General features: G+C 71.6%; 12 protein-coding genes and 1 tRNA gene. 9 read left to right on the top strand and 4 right to left on the bottom strand.

Annotation, left to right across the window (positions count from 1 at the left end; translation table 11 throughout):
• Window positions 1-74 precede the first annotated feature (74 nt).
• On the bottom strand, window positions 75-1,547 hold the full coding sequence (locus IDM40_RS09705) for a catalase (RefSeq protein WP_193121609.1): 1,473 nt from the start codon (window positions 1,545-1,547) through the stop codon (window positions 75-77).
• Window positions 1,548-1,704: 157 nt separating this feature from the next.
• Window positions 1,705-2,301, bottom strand: a complete 597-nt coding sequence (locus IDM40_RS09700; protein WP_193121608.1) for an SACE_7040 family transcriptional regulator — start codon at window positions 2,299-2,301, stop codon at window positions 1,705-1,707.
• Window positions 2,302-2,430: 129 nt separating this feature from the next.
• On the opposite strand from IDM40_RS09700, the gene IDM40_RS09695 reads away from it, so the two are divergent.
• The 7 genes from IDM40_RS09695 (at window position 2,431) to IDM40_RS09665 (ending at window position 11,941) form a co-directional block, all read left to right on the top strand.
• Entirely contained in the window at window positions 2,431-4,041 is a 1,611-nt protein-coding gene (locus IDM40_RS09695; RefSeq protein ID WP_193121761.1) for a carboxyl transferase domain-containing protein, read from the top strand.
• A 44-nt stretch (window positions 4,042-4,085) separates the two neighbouring features.
• On the top strand, window positions 4,086-6,161 hold the full coding sequence (locus IDM40_RS09690; protein WP_193121607.1) for an acetyl/propionyl/methylcrotonyl-CoA carboxylase subunit alpha: 2,076 nt from the start codon (window positions 4,086-4,088) through the stop codon (window positions 6,159-6,161).
• Entirely contained in the window at window positions 6,158-7,315 is a 1,158-nt protein-coding gene (locus IDM40_RS09685) for an acyl-CoA dehydrogenase family protein (RefSeq protein ID WP_193121606.1), read from the top strand. The genes IDM40_RS09690 and IDM40_RS09685 overlap by 4 nt, the downstream gene beginning before the upstream one ends.
• Before the next feature lie 146 nt (window positions 7,316-7,461).
• A complete protein-coding gene (locus IDM40_RS09680) occupies window positions 7,462-9,228 on the top strand; it encodes a serine/threonine-protein kinase (protein WP_193121605.1) in 1,767 nt (588 codons plus the stop codon).
• Window positions 9,218-10,852, top strand: coding sequence for a serine/threonine-protein kinase (locus IDM40_RS09675; RefSeq protein WP_216630557.1), 1,635 nt, complete (start codon window positions 9,218-9,220; stop codon window positions 10,850-10,852). The genes IDM40_RS09680 and IDM40_RS09675 overlap by 11 nt, the downstream gene beginning before the upstream one ends.
• A gap of 177 nt (window positions 10,853-11,029) precedes the next feature.
• On the top strand, window positions 11,030-11,689 hold the full coding sequence (locus IDM40_RS09670; RefSeq protein ID WP_193121604.1) for a hypothetical protein: 660 nt from the start codon (window positions 11,030-11,032) through the stop codon (window positions 11,687-11,689).
• A gap of 96 nt (window positions 11,690-11,785) precedes the next feature.
• Window positions 11,786-11,941 (top strand): hypothetical protein, encoded by a 156-nt coding sequence (locus tag IDM40_RS09665; protein WP_193121603.1) that lies wholly within the window; start codon window positions 11,786-11,788, stop codon window positions 11,939-11,941.
• A gap of 82 nt (window positions 11,942-12,023) precedes the next feature.
• On the opposite strand, the gene thrS is transcribed toward IDM40_RS09665, so the two are convergent.
• Window positions 12,024-13,997: a threonine--tRNA ligase gene (gene thrS / locus IDM40_RS09660; RefSeq protein ID WP_193121602.1), complete on the bottom strand. Its 1,974-nt coding sequence runs from the start codon at window positions 13,995-13,997 to the stop codon at window positions 12,024-12,026.
• A gap of 406 nt (window positions 13,998-14,403) precedes the next feature.
• On the opposite strand from thrS, the gene IDM40_RS09655 reads away from it, so the two are divergent.
• Complete coding sequence (locus IDM40_RS09655) at window positions 14,404-14,724, top strand: PGPGW domain-containing protein (protein WP_193121601.1); 321 nt, start codon at window positions 14,404-14,406, stop codon at window positions 14,722-14,724.
• 144 nt (window positions 14,725-14,868) lie between these two features.
• Here the strand turns inward: IDM40_RS09655 and IDM40_RS09650 are convergent.
• Window positions 14,869-14,942, bottom strand: a tRNA-Val gene (locus IDM40_RS09650).
• A gap of 471 nt (window positions 14,943-15,413) precedes the next feature.
• Between IDM40_RS09650 and IDM40_RS09645 the strand changes: the two genes are divergently transcribed.
• Window positions 15,414-15,833: an SsgA family sporulation/cell division regulator gene (locus IDM40_RS09645; protein WP_193121600.1), complete on the top strand. Its 420-nt coding sequence runs from the start codon at window positions 15,414-15,416 to the stop codon at window positions 15,831-15,833.
• Window positions 15,834-15,896 lie beyond the last annotated feature (63 nt).

The following is a 15,896-nucleotide window of genomic DNA, read 5'->3' as shown; positions in this document are numbered from 1 at the left end:
GTCCCCCACGACCGCGGGCCCGGCACCCCTTCCTCGGGTGCCGGGCCCGCAAGCCGTGTGCGTGGTCCGCCGGGTCAACCCCGGCCGAGGCCCGCGGCGATCCGGTCCCCCGTCTCGGCGTCGATGTTGCGCCAGTACTGCAGCGCCCGCTCGAGCACCCCGTCGTCGTCGACCGAGGACAGGTGCCCGACGACGTTGTTCACCAGGCGCGACCGGGCCGCGTCGTCCATGACGTCGCGGATCAGCGCGCGGGGCTGGACGAAGTCGTCGTCGTCCCGGTGCAGCGTGTAGGCCTGGCGCACGAGCTCCCCGGACTCCACGCCCCAGGAGGCCTGGTCGACCTTCTCCTGCTGCGGCACGTCCGGCCCGCCGTAGGAGTTCGGGTGGTAGACCGCGCCGACGTTGGGCGGCACCGAACGCATGCTGCCGTCCTTGGAGTAGGAACGCACCGCCACACGCGGCTGGTTCGGGGGCAGCTCGTTGTAGTTGACCCCGATGCGGTAGCGGTGGGTGTCGGCGTAGGAGAACAGGCGCGCCAGCAGCATCTTGTCCGGCGACGGTCCGATGCCCGGCACCAGGTTGGAGGGCTCGAACGCGGCCTGTTCGATGTGGATGAAGTGGTTGTCCGGGTTCTGGTCCAGCGTCATGCGCCCGACCTCGATCAGCGGGTAGTCGGCGTGCGGCCACACCTTGGTGAGGTCGAACGGGTTGAAGCGGTACTGCTCGGCGTCCTCGACCGGCATGAGCTGAACCTTGAGGGTCCAGCTCGGGTACTCGCCGCGGTCGATGGCGTCGAACAGGTCGGCCCGGTGGTGATCCGGGTCCGAGCCGGAGATGCGCTCGGCCTCCTCCTGGGTGAGGAAGTCGTTGCCCTGGTCGGTCTGGAACTGGTACTTCACCCAGTACTTGCGGCCCTCGGCGTTGATCCACATGTAGGTGTGCGAGGAGAACCCGTCCATGTGCCGCCACGACTTCGGCAGGCCGCGGTCGCCCATGAGCCAGGTGACCTGGTGCGCGGACTCCGGCGAGAGCGACCAGTAGTCCCACTGCATGGTGTTGTCGCGCAGGCCGGACTGCGGGGCGCGCTTCTGGGAACGGATGAAGTCCTGGAACTTCTGCGGATCCCGCATGAAGAAGACCGGCGTGTTGTTGCCGACCATGTCGTAGTTGCCGTCCTGGGTGTAGAACTTCAGCGCGAAGCCGCGCGGGTCGCGCCAGGTGTCCGGGCTCCCCATCTCGCCGGCGACCGTGGAGAAGCGGGCCAGCATCGGCGTCTCACGGCCGGGTTGGAACAGGTCGGCGCAGGTGTAGGCGCTCACGTCGTTGGTGACGCGGAAGGTCCCGTAGGCGCCGCTGCCCTTGGCGTGCACGACGCGTTCCGGCACACGTTCGCGGTTGAACTGCGCCATCTTCTCGATCAGGTAGACGTCGTGCATCACCAGTGGCCCGTCGCGCCCGACGCTCAGCGACTGCTCGTCACTGGGCGCGGGCGAGCCCGCCGTCGTGGTGGTGTGCGGGTTCGAGTTCGTGCGCGGTCCGTCGACCATGAATGGCCTCCCCCTTGTACGCGTGCTCGCGTCCCGCGAGCCGGCCTCGTGCTCCGGGACGCCTCGCGGGCGGCCCTACCCGGACCCCGGTCAACGCAGACCCAAGCGACCGGAGCGGTTCCCGAGCCTATTGCTGCATGTCAGGGGGCATCAGGGGTCACGTGTCGTTTTGCCCTGGGGCTTCCCGCCCAGCGGTCAGAGCCGATCGGCCCATGGCGAACAGCAGCCGGGCCATGGCGTCGCGCCGGACGGTGCCGCGGCTGTGCGGGGTGGAGTTGAGCAGGCCGAAGACGGCGTGCACCGAGGCGCGCAGAGCGTTGCGGGGTTCCTCCGGACGCAGGTCGGCCAGGACCCCCACCCACTGCTCGACGTAACCGCGCTGCAGACGGCGCACGCGTGCCCGGTCCTGCGGGGTGAGGTTGCCGAGCTCGCGGTCGTGCACCGTGATGAGCGCGGGTTCGTCGAGGGAGAAGGCGATGTGGCCGCGCAGGAGCAGGTCGAGGGCGTGGTCGGGGTCCTCGGCGCGGGCGAGCAGCTCCTCGCCCTGTTCGGAGAGGCGCACGCTGATGTCGACCAGGACCTGCCCCAGGAGCGCTTCCTTCCCGGCGAAGTGCCGGTAGACGGCCGGCCCGGTGGTGCCGACGGCGCGTCCGAGGTCGTCGATGGTCACGCCCCGGTAGCCGTGCTCGGCGAAGAGCTCCGCCGCCGCGGCCAGGATGTGCGCCCGGCGCCCGCCTGCCGGTCTCTTCCCCATGTCGTCCCCTCTCGTCCGGGTTCCTGTACCGCTCCAGGGTCTGGACACCGATGTTAGTAGTCATTAACATCACCGATGTTAGTGACGGTTAACACCCCTCCACGAGAGGACACCATGAGCAGGGCACCTGTGCTCGGTTCGGCGGTCGACACCGCCGGGCCCGCGTTCGCCGCCAACGACGCCGCGAACCGCGCTCTGGCCACGCAGTTGCGCGAACGCATCGCCACCGCGGCCCTGGGCGGACCCGAGAAGGCCCGCACCCGCCACGTCGAACGCGGCAAGCTCCTGCCGCGCGAACGTGTCGACCTCCTCCTCGACCCCGGCTCGCCGTTCCTGGAGATCGCACCGCTGGCCGCGCACGACATGTACGGCGCCGACGGCCAGGACGCCCCCGGCGCCGGGATCATCGCCGGGGTGGGCCGGGTCGCCGGGCGCCCGACCGTGGTCGTGGCCAACGACGCGACCGTCAAGGGCGGCAGCTACTACCCGATGACCGTCAAGAAACACCTGCGCGCGCAGGAGGTGGCTCTGCACAACCGGCTACCCTGCGTGTACCTCGCCGACTCGGGCGGGGCGTTCCTGCCCATGCAGGACGACGTCTTCCCCGACCGGGAGCACTTCGGCCGCATCTTCTTCAACCAGGCGACCATGTCGAAGCTGGGTATCCCCCAGATCGCCGCGGTCCTGGGCTCGTGCACCGCCGGCGGCGCCTACGTGCCCGCCATGAGCGACGAGGCCGTCATCGTGCGGGACCAGGGCACGATCTTCCTGGGCGGTCCCCCGCTGGTGAAGGCCGCCACCGGCGAGGTCGTCAGCGCCGAGGACCTGGGCGGCGGGGACCTGCACTCCCGGGTGTCCGGGGTGACCGACCACCTGGCCGACGACGACGCCGACGCCCTGCACCAGGTCCGGCGCATCGCCGACACGCTCGGCCCGCCCGACGCACCGGCGTGGGAGACACGCACCCCGATCCCCCCGAAGCTCGACCCGGAGGAGCTGTACGGGGTGGTGCCCTCCGACACCCGGACCCCGTACGACGTGCGCGAGGTCATCGGACGTGTCGTGGACGGCAGCGAGTTCACCGAGTTCAAGGCCGAGTACGGCACCACCCTGGTGACCGGTTTCGCCCATCTGCACGGTCACCCGGTGGGGATCGTCGCCAACAACGGGATCCTGTTCGGGGAGTCCGCGCTCAAGGGCGCCCACTTCATCGAGCTGTGCGACCGGCGCGGGATCCCGCTGGTGTTCCTGCAGAACATCTCCGGGTTCATGGTCGGGCGCGACTACGAGGCCGGGGGCATCGCCAAACACGGCGCGAAGATGGTCACCGCCGTGGCCTGCGCACGCGTCCCCAAGTTCACCGTGGTCATCGGCGGTTCCTTCGGTGCCGGGAACTACAGCATGTGCGGGCGCGCCTACTCGCCCCGGTTCCTGTGGATGTGGCCCAACGCCCGCATCTCCGTCATGGGCGGGGAACAGGCGGCGTCGGTGCTCTCGACCGTGCGCCGCGACCAGCTGGAGGCGCGCGGGCAGGAGTGGTCGGCCGAGGACGAGGAGGGGTTCAAGGCGCCCATCCGCGACCAGTACGAGGAACAGGGCAGCCCTTACTACTCGACCGCCCGCCTGTGGGACGACGGCGTCATCGACCCGGCCGACACCCGGGACGTGCTCGCCATGGCCCTGTCGGCCGCCCGCCACACACCGCTGGAGCCCGTGGGCTACGGCGTCTTCCGGATGTGAGCCCCGTGACCGAACCGAACTCGCAGCGCCGCACTGGAGACAGCATGAGCACGACACCCCCCGCGACCGTGCTGGTCGCCAACCGGGGAGAGATCGCCCTGCGCGTGATGCGCACCCTGCGCCGCATGGGGATGGGCACGGTGGCGGTGCACACCGGCGCCGACGCCGACGCCCCGCACACCCTCGCCGCCGACACGGCCGTCCTGGTGCCCTCCTACCTCGACGCCGACGCCGTGGTCGCGGCCGCGCGGGAGGCCGGGGCCGGGATGGTCCACCCCGGGTACGGGTTCCTGTCGGAGAACGCCGGCTTCGCTCGCGCGGTCTCCGATGCAGGGCTGGTGTGGATCGGCCCGCCCGCCGAGGCGATCGAGGCGATGGGCGACAAGATCCGCGCCAAGGAGACGGTGGCCGCCGCCGGGGTGCCGGTCCTGGGCGGTTTCACCGAGGAACCCGGCGCGCCCCTGCCCGACGCGGACCTGCTCCGCCGGGCAGAGGAGACCGGGTACCCGCTGCTGCTTAAACCCTCGGCCGGGGGCGGCGGCAAGGGCATGCGGGCGGTGCACGGGCCCGACACCCTGCTCGCCGACGCCGCGGCCGCACGCCGGGAGGCCCGGGCCTCCTTCGGCGACGACACCCTGCTCGTGGAACGCCTCGTGCAGCGCCCGCGCCACATCGAGGTGCAGGTGCTCGCCGACACCCACGGCAACGTTCTGCACCTGGGCGAACGCGAGTGCAGCCTGCAGCGGCGCCACCAGAAGGTCGTGGAGGAGGCCCCGTCCCCGCTCCTGACCCCGGACCAGCGTTCCCAGATGGGCCAGTCCGCCGTGGCCGCCGCCAAGGCCTGCGGTTACGTGGGTGCCGGCACCGTCGAGTTCATCGCCGACACCGACCCGGGCGGCGGGGTGTCCTTCTCGTTCCTGGAGATGAACACCCGGCTGCAGGTCGAGCACCCCGTCACCGAGGAGGTCGTGGCCGTCGACGGGGTACGCGGCATCGACCTGGTCGAACTCCAGGTGCGGGTGGCGCAGGGCGAGCCGTTGGACTTCGGCCAGGACCAGGTCTCCATGCGCGGGCACGCGGTGGAGTGCCGGGTCTACGCCGAGGACGCAGACCACGGGTTCCTGCCCAGCGGCGGCCCGGTGCTCTCGCTCACCGAACCGCGGGGCGAAGGGGTGCGCGTGGACTCCGGGATCACCGAGGGCACGGTCGTCACCTCCGACTTCGACCCGATGCTCGCCAAGGTCGTCACGTGGGGTTCGGACCGTGCCGAGGCGCTGCGCCGCATGGACAGCGCCCTCGGTTCGTACCTGCTGCTGGGGTGCGTCACCAACACCGCGTACCTGCGCCGGCTGCTGCGCCACCCCCGCGTGGTCGCGGGCGACCTGAGCACCGACCTCATCGAGACCGACCCGCCCGAGGCCGCTCCCGAGCAGGCGCCCGAGCACGTGCAGGCCGCGGTCGCGCTGGACCTGCAACTGGACCTGGAACCGGGGGGCGAGCCCTCCCCCGACAGATTCTCGGTGCCCGACGGGTGGCGCATGGGCGAGAACTCCTGGACGCCGTGGCGGCTGCGGGCCCCGCGCCGGGACTCGTCCGTGGTGCGCGTGCGGCACAGCGGCGACGGGTTCGAGGTCTCCGTCGACGACGGCGCGCCGGTCCGGGCCCGCGCCCGCCGCAGCGCCGACGGCACCCGCCTGACCGTGACCCACGCCGGACGCACCCGCACCTTCACCCGTGCGGCCGACCCCGCGAGCGCGCACCGCTGGGTGGGGACCGACGGGTTGGCCTGGACCCTGCACGAGGAGCCCGTCGCGGCGGCGCTGCGCGAGGACGAGGCCGCCGCCGACGGCACCGTGCGCAGCCCCATGCCCGGAACCGTGCTCGACGTGCCCGTCGAGGTCGGCCAGGAGGTCACCGCCGGCACCGCGCTGGCCCTGGTCGAGGCGATGAAGATGGAGCACTCGGTGCCCTCCCCCGTCGACGGGACCGTCACCGCCGTGGCGGTCTCCCCCGGAACACCGGTGCCCATGGACGCGGTCCTGGTCACCGTCACACCCAGCACCGACGGCCACGAGGCGTCGGAGGCCACCACCCCCGCCACCAGCGAGGAGCAGCAATGAACCGCCACGAACTGTCCACCGAGCACGCCGACCTGCGGGCCGCCGTGGAGGAGTTCGCCCGCACCGAGGTCGCCCCGGTGATCGGCGACTTCTACGAGCGTTCGGCCTTCCCCTACGACATCGTCGCCAAGATGGGGCGGATGGGCCTGTTCGGCCTGCCCTTCCCCGAGGAGCACGAGGGCATGGGCGGGGACTACTTCGCGCTGTGCCTGGCCCTGGAGGAACTGGCCCGGGTCGATTCCTCGGTGGCCATCACCCTGGAGGCGGGGGTCTCGCTCGGGGCCATGCCGATCCACCGGTTCGGGACCGCCGAGCAGAAGAAGACCTACCTCCCGGACCTGTGCTCCGGGCGGGCGCTGGGCGCGTTCGGGCTGACCGAGCCCGACGGCGGCTCCGACGCGGGGGCCACGCGCACCACCGCGCACCTGGAGAACGGCGAGTGGGTCATCAACGGCACGAAGTCGTTCATCACCAACTCCGGGACCGACGTCACCTCACTGGTGACGGTGACCGCGGTGACGGGGCGGCGCTCGGACGGGCGCCCGGAGATCTCCTCGATCCTGGTGCCGGCGGGCACTCCCGGGTTCACGATCGGGCAGAAGTACTCCAAGGTCGGGTGGAACGCCTCCGACACCAACGAGCTGGTCTTCGAGGACTGCCGTGTGCCCGAGGCCAACCTGGTCGGCGAGCGCGGGCGCGGGTACGCCCAGTTCCTGCGGATCCTCGACGAGGGCCGGATCGCGATCGCCGCGCTGTCGGTGGGGCTGGCTCAGGGGTGCGTTGACGAGAGCGTGCGCTACGCACACGAGCGCGAGGCGTTCGGGCACCACATCGGCGAGTACCAGGCGATCCAGTTCAAGATCGCCGAGATGGAGTCGCGCACGCACACCGCGCGCCTGGCCTACTACGACGCGGCCTCGCGGATGCTGGCCGGCGAGCCGTTCAAGAAGGAGGCGGCCATCGCCAAGCTGGTGGCCTCCAACGCCGCCATGGACAACGCCCGCGACGCCACGCAGGTCTTCGGCGGGTACGGGTTCATGATCGATTACCCGGTCGGGCGGTTCTACCGGGACGCGAAGATCCTGGAGATCGGCGAGGGCACGAGCGAGGTGCAGAAGATGCTCATCGCCCGCGAGCTGAACCTGCCCGCCTGACCCGGGGCCCGACCCGAGTGGACGGGGTCGGCGCCCGGGCGGTGGGGGTGGCCGGGTGCGGTCAAGGCCGCTCCCGGCCACCCGTTGCGGTCGCGGGGTTGGCATAGTGGGTCCGCACCGATCCCACCCCCGGCGACAGGCCCCTCATGGACAACACCTCCCAGAACCCTCCCGGAACCGAGCCCCTGACCGACACCGATCCGGGCACCATGGGCCCGTTCCGGCTGGTGAGGAGGCTCGGTTCGGGCGGCATGGGCGTGGTCTACGCCGGCGTCGACCGGGAGGACCGGCCCGCCGCCGTCAAGACCGTGCACCGTTCGCTGGCCGACGACCCGGACTTCCGGGCCCGCTTCGCCCGCGAGGTCGAGCTCGTCCGGCGGGTCCGTACCCCGTTCGCGCCCGCGCACCTGAGCTCCGACACCTCGGCGGCGGTGCCGTGGCTGGCCACCGAGTACGTTCCGGGCGCCACCCTGCACGCGGCGGTCCGGGAGCACGGCCCGCTGCCGGAACCGATGGTGCGCGCGCTCGCCGCGGCCGTCGCCGAGGCCCTGCGGGACGTGCACGGCCTGGGGATCGTGCACCGCGACCTCAAACCGGCCAACATCGTGCTCTCCCCCGAGGGTCCGCGGGTGCTGGACTTCGGCATCGCCCGCGCCCTCGACGCCACCGCGCTCACGCGCACGGGCACGGCCGTGGGCACCCCGGGGTGGATCGCACCCGAACTGCAGCGCGGTGAGGAGCCCGGCCCCGCCGCCGACGTCTTCGCCTGGGGTGCGCTGACGGTCTTCGCGGCGACGGGCCGCAACCCCTTCGGTTCGGGCGAGCCCGAGGTGATGCTGCACCGCACCGCGCACGCCGAACCGGACCTGTCGGGTGTGCCCGGCGAGCTCGTTCCGTTGGTGCGGGCCGCGCTGGACAAGGACCCCGCGCGGCGCCCGGCCCCGGGGGACCTCGCCGCGGGTGCGCTGGGTACGGCCACGCCGGAGGAGGCGGCCGCGCGCCTGCCCGAGGTCCTGGCGCGGGTCTGGCACGTGCCCGACTCGACCGTCACCGACACCTCCGCGTGGAGCACCGCCCCGCGCCACCGGCCCAGGTCGGAACGCCGCAACCGCCTGCTGGTGTGGTCCGCGGCCGCAGCGGCCGTACTCCTTGTGGCGGGCGGGGGATGGTTCCTCGGGACACAGAACACCGGCGGGGAGGGCGACGGCGCCGCACAGGAGGGCGCCGCGGACGGCCATGACGACGGCGGGGCCGCGGCGGACCTGACCGACGACAGCGCAGGCGGCCCCGACCTGCTCGCCGACACCACGGGCGGCGAGCCCTACACGGCGCTGGGTGTGTTGCCCAGCGGCCACGACACCCTCGCCGTGCACGGCACCAAGGAACCGCTCGAACCGGACCCCTCCGGCCTGTATCCCCTCCAGGACGCCGACCTCGTCGTGGCGATCACCATGACCGGCGTCGAGCGCGAGGGCGAGGACCTGCGCATGACGGGCACCGCCCAGTACGGCCCGGAGGAGGGCGACTACACGCTGCACGGCCAGGAACTGGAGATCCTCCTGCCGGACGAGGACTCCCCCGTGGTCGACGACTACTGGGCGGAGGGGTCCCGCGTCGAACACGCCGCCGTCGAGGACGAGCCCCTGGTCACCGTGACAGCCGACGAACCGGTCCAGGACTTCGAGGTCACCTTCGAGGGCGTGCCGGACCGGGGTGTGCTCTCCTACGGGCTGCCGGCCTCGACCACCGGCGAGGCCTACCCGGAGAGCCCGATGCAGCAGGCCCACCCGATCTGTTACGACACCGCCGAACCGGACTGGGGCGACGTGCCCCCGCCCATGCAGGTGCCCTGGTACGACTGCGCGGTCGAAGGGTTCGAGCAGCCGGGTTGGGAGGGGCAGGATGGCTCCTGACGCCGCCGCCCCGGGCGGCCCGCGCCCGTTGGGCGAGGCCGATCCCCGCAAGGTGGGACCGCACCGGCTCCTGGGCCGCGTCGGGTCCGGCGGCATGGGCACGGTGTACCTGGCCCGGCACGGCCGCGACGGGTACTCCGCCGTCAAGGTCGTGCACCCGGAGTTCGCCGCCGACCGGGAGTTCCGGGCCCGCTTCGCCCGCGAGGTCGACCTCGTGCGGCGGGTGGACAGCCCCTTCGTACCCCGGTTCCGCGGCGCCGACGCCGAGGCCGCGACCCCCTGGCTGGCGACCGAGTACGTGACCGGCCCGACCCTGCGCGCGCACGCCGGCTCGACCCCGCTCGCCGGAACCACGCTGACCGGGCTCGCCGCCGGGATGGCCTCGGCCCTGGTCGACATCCACGGCGCCGGGATCGTGCACCGCGACCTCAAGCCCGGCAACGTCGTGGTCTCCGGTGACGGGCCCAAGGTGCTGGACTTCGGCATCGCCCGCGCGCTGGACGGCACCGCCCTCACACGCACCGGCGGGATGCTCGGCACACCCGGGTGGGTGGCGCCCGAACGCTACGGGGGCTCCCCCGTCTCGGTGGCCTCCGACGTCTTCGCCTGGGGCGGGCTCGTGGCCTTCGCCGCCACCGGCCGCAACCCGTTCGGCAGCGGCAGCGCCCAGGTGCTGGCGCAGCGCATCCTCAGCGGCTCCCCCGACCTGGACGGTGTTCCCGCGGATCTGCTGCCGCTGGTGCGGGCCGCGCTCGAACGGGACCCGGCGCGCCGTCCCACCCCGGAGCAGGCGCTGCGGGCGCTGGGTTCGGCAGCACCGGACGAGGAACCGACCGCCATCGCCACCCGGATCGTCGGGCAGGGGTGGCAGGTCGCGCCGACCCGCGTCGAGCTGCCCCCGCGCCGGTCGCGGCCGCTCTCCTGGATCGCTGCGGCAGCCGCCCTCGCCCTGGTCGCCGGGGGTGTGGTCCTGTGGCCGCGGGTGGAACCGGCGGTCACCGGCGGGTCCGGAAGCGGGCTCTCCGAGGCAGGCGGTGCGGCCGACGGGGGCGGCGACGGCGAGGCGGCCTCCGGCACCGAAGGCGATGGCGGCGACGCGGGCGGGTCAGACCCCTGGCCCCCGCCCGGGGCGACCAACGAGGCCACCCACATGGGACAGCGCAGCGAGGCCTCCACCGACGTCACCGCCCTCCTCGACGCGCAGCTGGACCCGTGGTCGGACGAGGTCGCCGACGGGGCCGCGCACATCACCTTCGACTCGGCGCAACCGCCCGACCACGCGGTCGTCGTGCTGGATCCGCCCACCGCCGAGGGCGGCGCCCTGGAGTTCCGGGGCCTGGTCCAGGAGGTCCACCACGGCTTCGCCGACGACCCGGACCAGTTCGCCGTGGCCACCCCCGACGGGGAGATCGCCCCGAGCGGGTTCGAGCTCGGTCCGGAGGGCGCCGGCGACGGCACCGACGTGCGCACCCTGACCCTGACCTTCGACGGTGCGCCCGGATCCGGCCTCCTCGTCGCCCACGAGAGCGGCCACGACGCGCAGACGGCCGCCGCTCCCCCGGTCGGGCTCTGTTACGACACCGCGGCGCCCGGGTTCAGTACCGATTACTCGGAGTGCACCTGACCCCAGGGGCACCACCGGCCACGCAGCGTCCCCATCCGGCCACGTCCGAGTAGTGACAACCGGCCCTGACCGGAACAGAATGGACGTGAAGGCCGATCCGGGTCCCCTGTCCCCACGGGCCCGCAACCCCCGAGGGGTCCCCCGCGCCCCCGCCGCTCCCCAGCAGCAGGAGTACGCATGGAAGGCGTCCTGCCGACGATCGCGCTGGTCGTGGTCGTGGTCACCGTGGGTGCGATCACGGTCGCCGCGCACTTCGGCAAGGACCGGGTCGGCGAGTTACGCGCCTGGGCCCGCGACAACGGGTGGACCTACACCGACCGGCACCCCGCTCCCCTCGGAGATGCCGTGGTCCCGACCGAGCCGGGGGTACGAAGATCCCGCCACCAGCACGTGCTCACCGGCTCGTGGGGGCTGTACCGGGTGACGGCCTTCGAACACGTGCAGACGGTCGCGGTCACCACGGAGCGGGGCACCGGCCACGCCGAGCACGTCCACCGCGTGGTGGCGGTGCGGACCCCCGGCGTGGGCACCGACCTGGAGATCCGGCGCCGGGCACCGCACCCGGGGGCCGCTGAGGGCGCCCCATTCGGAACGGCCTTCGACACCAGCGGCGGCGACTCGGACTTCGCCCGCTCGGTGCTGGACGGCGACCTGACGGCCTGGCTGCTGGCCGATCCCCGTTCGCGCTCGCTGCCCGTGCGCTTCACCGGCGGTTACGTACTCACCTGGGCACCGATGCAGCTCGACCCCGAACGTGCCCTCCTCGCCGCCGACTACCTCATCGACCTGCTGGAACACATCCCCCGCCAGACCTGGGAACGGTGTACCGGACACTGACCGGGCCCCGGTACCGGGCGGTGAACCGCCACGCCCCCGGTGTCCGAAGGGAGCGATAGGATCCGGCATGCCCCGATCCACAAGGAGTACGAGCTCATGAGTGACCCCAACGCGACGCATCGCATCTCCCGTGATGACCTGTTCCGCGACGACGAGGAGCAGGAGCAGACCCCCGACCCCAACGCCACCGCACGCATCTCCCGCGCGGACCTGTTCGGTGACGACGAGGGCGACTCCAAGGCGAAGAAGTAAGCTCCTCGCACCCCCTCCCCGAACAGACGCGGGGCGCCCACCCGGCCGTGGTGGACGCCCCGTACTCATGTGTTCCGGCGGATCAGCGGTGTTCGCGCACCGCCGCCACGATCTCGGCCACGGCCTCGTCGACCGGGACCCCGTTGTTCTGCGACCCGTCGCGGTAACGGAAGGACACCGCGCCCTTGGCGACGTCGTCGTCACCGGCCAGAACCATGAACGGCACCTTCTGCTTCTGGGCGTTGCGGATCTTCTTCTGCATACGGTCGTCGCCGGCGTCGACCTCCACCCGGATACCCTCGGCGCGCAGCTTGGCCTGGACCTCCTGGAGGTAGGGCACGTGCTCGTCGGCGATCGGGATACCGACCGCCTGCACCGGGGCCAGCCATGCCGGGAACGCACCCGCGTAGTGCTCCAGCAGCACCGCGAAGAAGCGCTCGATGGAGCCGAACAGGGCGCGGTGGATCACCACCGGGCGCTGACGGCTGCCGTCGGCGGCGGTGTACTCCAGGTCGAAGCGTTCGGGCATGTTGAAGTCGACCTGGATCGTGGACATCTGCCAGGTACGGCCGATGGCGTCCTTGGCCTGCACCGAGACCTTCGGGCCGTAGAAGGCGGCCCCGCCCGGGTCCATGACCAGGTCCAGACCCTGCTTGTCGGCTGCCTGGCGCAGGACCCGGGTGGACTCCTCCCAGATCTCGTCGCTGCCGACGAACTTCTCCGGGTCCTTGGTGGACAGCTCGAGGTAGAAGTCGTCGAGGCCGTAGTCGCGCAGCAGGTCGAGCACGAAGGTGAGCAGGGAGTCGAGCTCGTCGGCCATCTGCTCGCGGGTGCAGTAGATGTGCGAGTCGTCCTGGGTGAAACCGCGGGCGCGGGTCAGACCGTGCACCACACCCGACTTCTCGTACCGGTACACGGTGCCGAACTCGAACAGGCGCAGCGGCAGCTCACGGTAGGAGCGCCCGCGCGCGTCGAAGATCAGGTGGTGCATCGGGCAGTTCATCGGCTTGAGGTAGTAGTCCTGCCCGCCGTCGAGCTGCATGGGCGGGTACATGCCGTCGGCGTACCAGTCCAGATGCCCCGACTTCTCGAACAGCGCGCTCTTGGTGGCGTGGGGGGTGTAGACGAACTCGTAGCCCCCCTCCTCGTGCCGCTTGCGGGAGTAGTCCTCCATGACCCGGCGGATGACGCCGCCCTTGGGGTGGAAGACCGCCAGGCCGGACCCGATCTCGTCGGGGATGGAGAACAGGTCGAGCTCGGAGCCGAGCTTGCGGTGGTCGCGCTTCTCGGCCTCCTCGAGGAAGGCCAGGTAGGCCTTGAGCGCGTCCTTGTCCTCCCACGCGGTGCCGTAGACGCGCTGGAGCTGGGGGTTGGTCTCCTTGCCGCGCCAGTAGGCGGCGGCGGTGCGCATGAGCTTGAAGGCCGGGATGGACTTGGTCGTGGGCACGTGCGGCCCGCGGCAGAGGTCCTTCCAGCACTGTTCGCCGGTGCGGGGGTGGATGTTGTCGTAGATGGTCAGCTCGCCGGCGCCGACCTCGGCGGACGCGCCCTCGGCCGCCTCCGCGGCACCGCCCTTGAGGCCGATGAGCTCGAGCTTGTACGGCTCGGTGGCCAGCTCGGCCCGGGCGTCGTCGTCGGAGACCTCGCGCCGGTCGAAGCGCTGCCCCTGCTTGACGATCTGCTGCATCTTCTTCTCGATGGCCTTGAGATCGGCGGGGGTGAACGGTTCGGCGACGTCGAAGTCGTAGTAGAAGCCGTTCTCGACGGGCGGGCCGATGCCGAGCTTGGCCTCGGGGAACAGCTCCTGGACGGCCTGGGCGAGCACGTGCGCGGTGGAGTGGCGCAGGATCGCGCGCCCCTCCTCCGATTCGATCGCAACGGGCTCGACGGTGTCGCCGTCGGCGAGCTCGTGGGCGAGGTCGCGCGGTTCGCCGTTGACCAGGGCCGCGATCACGGTCTTGCCGTCGGCCTCCAGCGCCTGCCCCGCGGTGGTCGTGGCCGCCACCGCACGCGGGGTTCCGGCGAGGGTGATGTGCAGCTCAGGCGCGGCGGACACGATAACTCCTAGGGATACGTGGAAACTCTGGAAGGCACACGCCCTCCCCGGCGTTGGAGGGGAGAACATGCCCCTTCGATGCTATCGGCTCCGCCGTGGAGTGCCGATCGGTTGTCCACAGCCGCCCCGTCGACGACGGACGCCCGTGGCAGGTGAAATGGGGTCATAACGGGATTCGGTCGACACCTCGGAGCATTGATCCCGGCCGGAAGATCGGTGACAATCAGCAGACATCCGATCTTCTCCTCAGCCGTCGCGACCGCATCCACCGGCTTCGACCGAATGTGAGCGCATGTCACCGAGCCCACCGAACGATCCCCCGCCACCGGAGAGAGCACCGGCGCTGCAGGCACGCAGGCGGCGCTGGCGGCGGGCGCGAGCCCGGATCCGACTCTTCCGCCGCCGGATGCACACCCATCCGGCCCTCCGCCTCCCCTGGCGCATCCTCGTCGGCACGGTGGGGACGGTCGTCCTCCTGGCCGGGGTCGTCTTCTTCGTGACGCCCGGACCGGGGATCGCCGCACTGCTGCTGGGGCTGCTCATCCTGAGCACGGAGTTCCGGTGGGCCCACCGGATCCTGCGCCCCGCCCGCAAGTGGGCCCGCCGTGCGGAGCAGTACGCCGAGCGCCGCAAGGACGAGTACGTGCGCAGGCGTCGCGCGCGCAGGGCGGCCAAAGAAGGAAGGCAACCGGACAACGACGCCGATCCGGACCCGGATCCCGTGTGACAGGCACGGACCGCGTCGGACGCCGCGTTCCGGTCACGCACGCCCTGGCCGGAACATACGGGCATGTGCCGGGCCGGCCCGGGCGGCTCCACGCACAAAAAAAGCCGGGCCACCGTCTCGAACGGTGACCCGGCTCCCTGCTTGTGGGCGATACTGGACTCGAACCAGTGACCTCATCGGTGTGAACGATGCGCTCTAGCCAACTGAGCTAATCGCCCCGAGCTGTTGCTCCGTCCGCCCTCTCGGTCGGACATGTAAAACTCTAGCGCATGTTTCGGGGTGCTCGTTCCACCCAGGGCCGCACGGGCGAACCCCGATGTGTGATGGAGGTCACTTTGAGCGTCGCGCAGTGGGTCAAGGCTTCGTCAGGAGACCCCCGAACCCCCGCTCGCGAGGCGGTTCACGCTCCGATGGTGCGCATCGGGGACCCCCACGCCATGACCGATCCGTGACGTGGGACACCCAATATGGGGAAATCTTTGGTTTCCCCTGGTCATTACAGTGACGAAGGATCTGGAGCCGCCCTGCGGCGCACGGGCCCGGGCAAAGGGCCCGAGGAACCGGTCCCACCGATCGAAAAAGTCTCCGTACTCACGTCATGATCCGCGGACGACCGCGTTGGAGCCAGTGAGACGGCACCACCGACCCGCGCCGCACAGCAGGGCCGGACAAGAAGAGGTTTGGCGAACATGAACAGTAGCGACACCACCGCCACCGCCGAGCTGGGCCTGCGGCTCGTCGTCCCCGAGCGCACCTCGGTCCCGTTGGTCGCGCGGCTCGACTACAGCGCCGGCGACCCCTACGCGATCCGCGTGGCTTTCCACACCGGCGAGGACGAGCCCGTCGAGTGGATCTTCGCCCGTGAGCTCCTCACGGTCGGGATCGTGCGCCCCGTCGGCGAGGGCGACGTCCGTGTGTGGCCCTCCAAGGACGACAGCGGCGAGCGCAGCGTCAGCATCGCGTTGTCCTCCCCCTTCGGGCAGGCCGAGTTCGACACCCAGGTGTCGCCCCTGGCCGAGTTTCTGCACCGCACCTACGAGATCGTCCCCGCCGGCCAGGAGACCACGTACGTGGACCTGGACGAGGAGATCGAGCGCCACCTGGCCTGACCCGGGTCGCCCCGAACACACTTCAGGGGGACGGTGCACCGAGCGTGCACCGTCCCCTGTGCT

It is taken from the genome of Nocardiopsis coralli (assembly GCF_014892575.1).
Taxonomy (GTDB): Bacteria; Actinomycetota; Actinomycetes; order Streptosporangiales; family Streptosporangiaceae; genus Nocardiopsis; species Nocardiopsis coralli.
This window is presented reverse-complemented; position numbering and strand designations above follow the sequence as displayed.